We start from the raw sequence: 4,037 nt of genomic DNA on the forward strand, positions 1-4,037 counted from the left end.
GGGCGGGCATGTACGCCAGCCTCCACCCGGACAACGTCAGCCACCTGGTGATGCTCAACGCGCTGTACGCGGGCAGCGCGGAGCACAAGCTGCTGGGCAAGGGCACGGACTTCGAGGACCCGAAGCGGCCGGGGCACTTCAACGCGGAGGGCCTGGGCGCCTACCGGTGGAACACGGGCGCGTCGCTGATGGCGGTGTGGGACCGGCAGCTGCCCTCGGAGGAAGAGGAGCGGGTGAAGTGGCGGGACCCGGAGGTGGCGGCGTCGTTCCAGCGCGAGGCGGTCACGAGTGATCCGCTGGGGCCGTCACGCACGCCGTTCGCCTTCCGGGCGCCGTCCGGGGCGCTGGAGGACAGCTTCTACCTGGCCACGGGCCGGCAGCTGTGGGACGGAGCGTCCATCTCGGGGAAGGTGCTCATCCTGCGCGCGGAGAACGACTTCTGGAGCCGGCCGGAGGACGTCACGCGGCTCCAGGAGCACCTGAACCACGCGGCCAGCGTGAAGGCCGTGGTGCTCCCGGGCGCGACGCACTTCGTGCACCTGGAGCGGCCGGAGCGGGGCCGCCGCCTGCTCATGGACGAGCTGCTGCGCTTCACCGGCGCCCGGGTCACCCCCGCGCCGAAGCCCCCGAAGCCCGTCGCGCCGTGAGCCGCTAGAATGATGGGGATGATTTCCATCCGGAGACTCGAACAGGCGACCCCCGAGGAGCGGGAGGCGCTGGCCGAACTGCTCATCGACTCCGTCGACGGAGGCGCGTCGGTGGGCTTCCTGCCGCCGTTCTCACGGGACGCGGCGGCGGAGTACTGGCGGGGCGTGCTCGCGGCATTGGGGCCGGGGCTGGTGCTCTGGGTCGCGGAGGTGGACGGGCGCATCGACGGCACCGTGCAGCTCGCGCCGTCGCTGCGTCCCAACGGGCTGCACCGCGCGGAGGTGCAGAAGCTGCTTGTGCACTCGAGGGCCCGCGGACAGGGGCTCGCGTCGCGGCTGCTCCAGGAGGTCGAAGCGTACGCGCGGAGCGCGGGGCGCACGCTGCTGGTGCTCGACACGCTGGCGGGCTCGAAGGCGGAGGCCGTCTATCAGCACTGTCAATGGCAGCGCGCCGGAGAGATTCCGGACTGGGCACGGCACACCGACGGTGAGCTGCACCCCACGGTCCTCTTCTTCAAACGCCTCGTGCCCTGAGGCTCGCGGCATGTGGGGCCAGGGCGGGTCGTCGGGGCAGCGGAATAGGGACTAAGCTGCGCGGACCTGCCCCGGGAGGAACAATGCCAAAACGCTCCGGTAAGCGCGTGGTGCGCTACGTCCCCATCCGGTACGACGTGCTCGACCCCCGGGCCAATCCCTACACGGTCCGCACGGTCACCCTGGACCTTGGCCAGTGTCTCGGCGCCAAACGCCCCATCCTCGTAGACCCCGAGGACGTGAAGCAGGAGGTCTGGAACAACGTCATCTTCCGCTCCGTCACCCGGGACGCCTACGACTTCATCCTGGTGAAGGTTCCCGCCACGTGCGTGAACGTCGTGCTGAAGAACGGGGTGGAGCTCGACGGCCAGCGCTTCCGGGTGGACCTCATGTCCGGCTCCCTGTTCAAGCCGGATGACCATGATCGACGCACGCTCATTGGCATCCCAGACGCGGCGAGACAATTCTTCGCGAACCTGCTGGGCTTCGAGGAGTCCGTCTACTACGCGTCGCGGGCACTCTTCGCCCGGCACCTCACGGGGGTCCGGGGCAACATCCGGGGCCGCGCCTATCCCCTCTCGGATGAGCACCCGCCCGTCATCGAGCTGACCCATCGCACCAGCGGCCAGAAGCTGTCCCTCATGGTCCATGACGGCTGGGGCTATGTCCGGGGCTCGGTCGCGCAGGACATGGAGCGCCAGCTCTCCCAGCGCAAGCGGCGCCACAAGCCGGGCGGCAACTCGAACTACCAGATGTTCCAGTGGTTCAAGGACGAGCGGCCCGAGGTGGTCTCCGAGCTGGTCTCCTCCGCGAACCGCCACCTGTCACCTCTCCTATCGAGCAAGGTGCGATACAGCGCCCTCACGACAGGCCGTCCCACGATGCAGCTCGGCGTGGCGATGCCCACCCCCGGGCGGTGCGTGGTGTTTCCCTCCGGCCAGGAGCGCTTCGAGGCCGCGGCCCAGGGTGGGCTCATCCTCTCGCGCTCACCGGCGGACAAGCCGAACTGCCACCCGGTCCACTGGGATGACGTCGAGACCGTGGGGCCCGCCTCGGACTTCCTCGCCCAGATGGAGTGCCTCCAGTACACGTGGACGGGCTTCGACCGGGGCCACCTGACGTTCTTCAAGGGCATGCTGGGCATCATCCCAGAGGCGTGGTGGCCCGCCGAGTGGGAGAGCCGCAGCGTCATCGTCTGCGCCAAGGATCGCAAGCTCGACGAGCGCTGGACCACCGAGGAGCAACGCGACGAGGCCCATGCGCTCCAGGAGGACTTCCTGCTCGAAGACAGCAGCCTGGTGGCGGTGGACTGGTTCGAGGCGGGGGAGGCCATTGGCGTGCCGTATGACATCCAGTCGTGGCTCGGCGGCGACTACGACGGCGACGAAGTCCAGGTGTTCTTCGAGAAGTACAACCCGCGCCTCTTCCAGCAGGTCGTCGATGAGTTCGACCGCGAGGCGCTCAACCCCAAGCTCGCCAAGCGCTTCAGCCATGCGCCCGGCCGCACGCGCCGGGGGCGGCTGCTGGCCATGACATCGATGAACACCGGGTTGTGGTCGGTGATCGCCGCCACGGTGAACGCATTGACGGAGACGCAGCGAGGGATGCTGGCCACCTCCCTGGGGTTCACGGGGGAGAACGCCGAGGCCGAACTCTGGGCGACCATCGAGCGGGGCATCAAGGTCGGGACCGACAGCTACAAGACCTCGGAGGACGTGCGGACCTGGGAAGCGCGCGCGCGCCAATATCAGAAGGTCCTCCGCAAGCAGTTCGGCACGAGCCGGTTGCCCTACAGCAAGGCCCTGCGCGGGCTCCTCGAACAGACGGCCCAGCCGGTGCTCACCGATCCGGAATGGCGCAGCGTCTACTTCCAGTGCATCAACACCTACCCGCTGCCGCCCCTCAAGGGCGCCCTGGCCTTGCGCGGCGTGCCCGCGAGGGTGTTGGGGCAGGTGCTTCATCGGCTGCTCCCGGCGGAGCAAAGGACTCCCGAGGCCCTCCAGGGCTTCTTCGAGCAATGGCTCCGCGAGCGCTCCCTTTCCACGGAGGAGGCCCACCGGATCGCCACCAGCCGCGAGGTCCAGGAGATGTTCGCCACGCTCCTCAAGGACTTCGCCCAGGCGGAGGCCGGGCCGGTGAAGAACCGCTCCGCGTATGTGCCACGGCCCTCGACACGAGGCCCCCTGGGCTGGAGCAGCCACCTGCGAAACGTCCACGGCTACATGCCCAAGACCAATGGGGTGCTCGGCGTGCTGGACGTCCTGTACCTGATGGCGGACTCCGGGGAGGAAGGAGGCCCCGCCTCGTTCTGGCAGGCGTATCAGCTCTTCGTCCGGGACCACCCGCAGTACCGCTACATGCTGTCCCCGGTGGATGTGATTCGCTGGAAGAAGGGCATCTCCCCCACGGGGCTGTACATCGTGGCGGGCCGGGAGGAATGGGCCGAGTACGAGCGCTTCAAGCAACAGCACCCCGAGTTCGAGTACTCGCACTGAACAGTTCCAAGGCCTACCGGGCCAGATAGGGGCTCAGTCCGCCCGGAGCACGACCGCGGGGGGCACGTGCGCGGCCCTTCGTGCTGGCAACAGCGCCGCGAGGAACGCCACGGCGCCGAGCACCGCCACCACCAAGCCGTAGGTGAGTGGATCCGTGGGCCGCACGCCGTTGAGCAGGTGCGACAGCGCGCGGCTGGCTCCCCACGCGAGCCCCAGCCCCAACACCAGCCCCACCGCCGTGAGCCGCAGGTAGTGGCTCAACACCATGCCCATCAGCTGGCCCGCACGCGCTCCCAATGCCATGCGGATGCCCAGTTCTCGCGTGCGCTGCACCACCGCGTAGGCCACCACCCCGTAGAGC

At 68.8% G+C, this 4,037-nt stretch carries 4 protein-coding genes; 3 read left to right on the forward strand and 1 reads right to left on the reverse strand.

Annotated elements, in window-relative coordinates; all coding sequences use genetic code 11:
• The 3 genes from D7V80_RS40355 to D7V80_RS40365 all read left to right on the forward strand — a co-directional run.
• Positions 1 to 647, forward strand: a 647-nt coding sequence (locus D7V80_RS40355; RefSeq protein WP_147447385.1) for an alpha/beta hydrolase, incomplete at its 5' end; no start/stop codon positions are given.
• 18 nt (positions 648 to 665) lie between these two features.
• A complete protein-coding gene (locus D7V80_RS40360; RefSeq protein ID WP_120593075.1) occupies positions 666 to 1,181 on the forward strand; it encodes a GNAT family N-acetyltransferase in 516 nt (171 codons plus the stop codon).
• An 83-nt stretch (positions 1,182 to 1,264) separates the two neighbouring features.
• Entirely contained in the window at positions 1,265 to 3,676 is a 2,412-nt protein-coding gene (locus D7V80_RS40365; RefSeq protein ID WP_147447386.1) for a hypothetical protein, read from the forward strand.
• Positions 3,677 to 3,709: 33 nt separating this feature from the next.
• Here D7V80_RS40365 and D7V80_RS40370 read toward each other — a convergent pair.
• Positions 3,710 to 4,037, reverse strand: a 328-nt coding sequence (locus D7V80_RS40370; protein WP_120593077.1) for an FtsX-like permease family protein, incomplete at its 5' end; no start/stop codon positions are given.

This window comes from Corallococcus sp. CA054B, assembly GCF_003611625.1.
Classification (GTDB): Bacteria; Myxococcota; Myxococcia; order Myxococcales; family Myxococcaceae; genus Corallococcus; species Corallococcus coralloides.

Bases quoted from the DNA above. Each gene is read 5' to 3' on its own strand.
- D7V80_RS40360 (WP_120593075.1), top strand. From the start codon at position 666: ATGATTTCCATCCGGAGACTCGAACAGGCGACCCCCGAGGAGCGGGAG.
- D7V80_RS40365 (WP_147447386.1), top strand. From the start codon at position 1,265: ATGCCAAAACGCTCCGGTAAGCGCGTGGTGCGCTACGTCCCCATCCGG.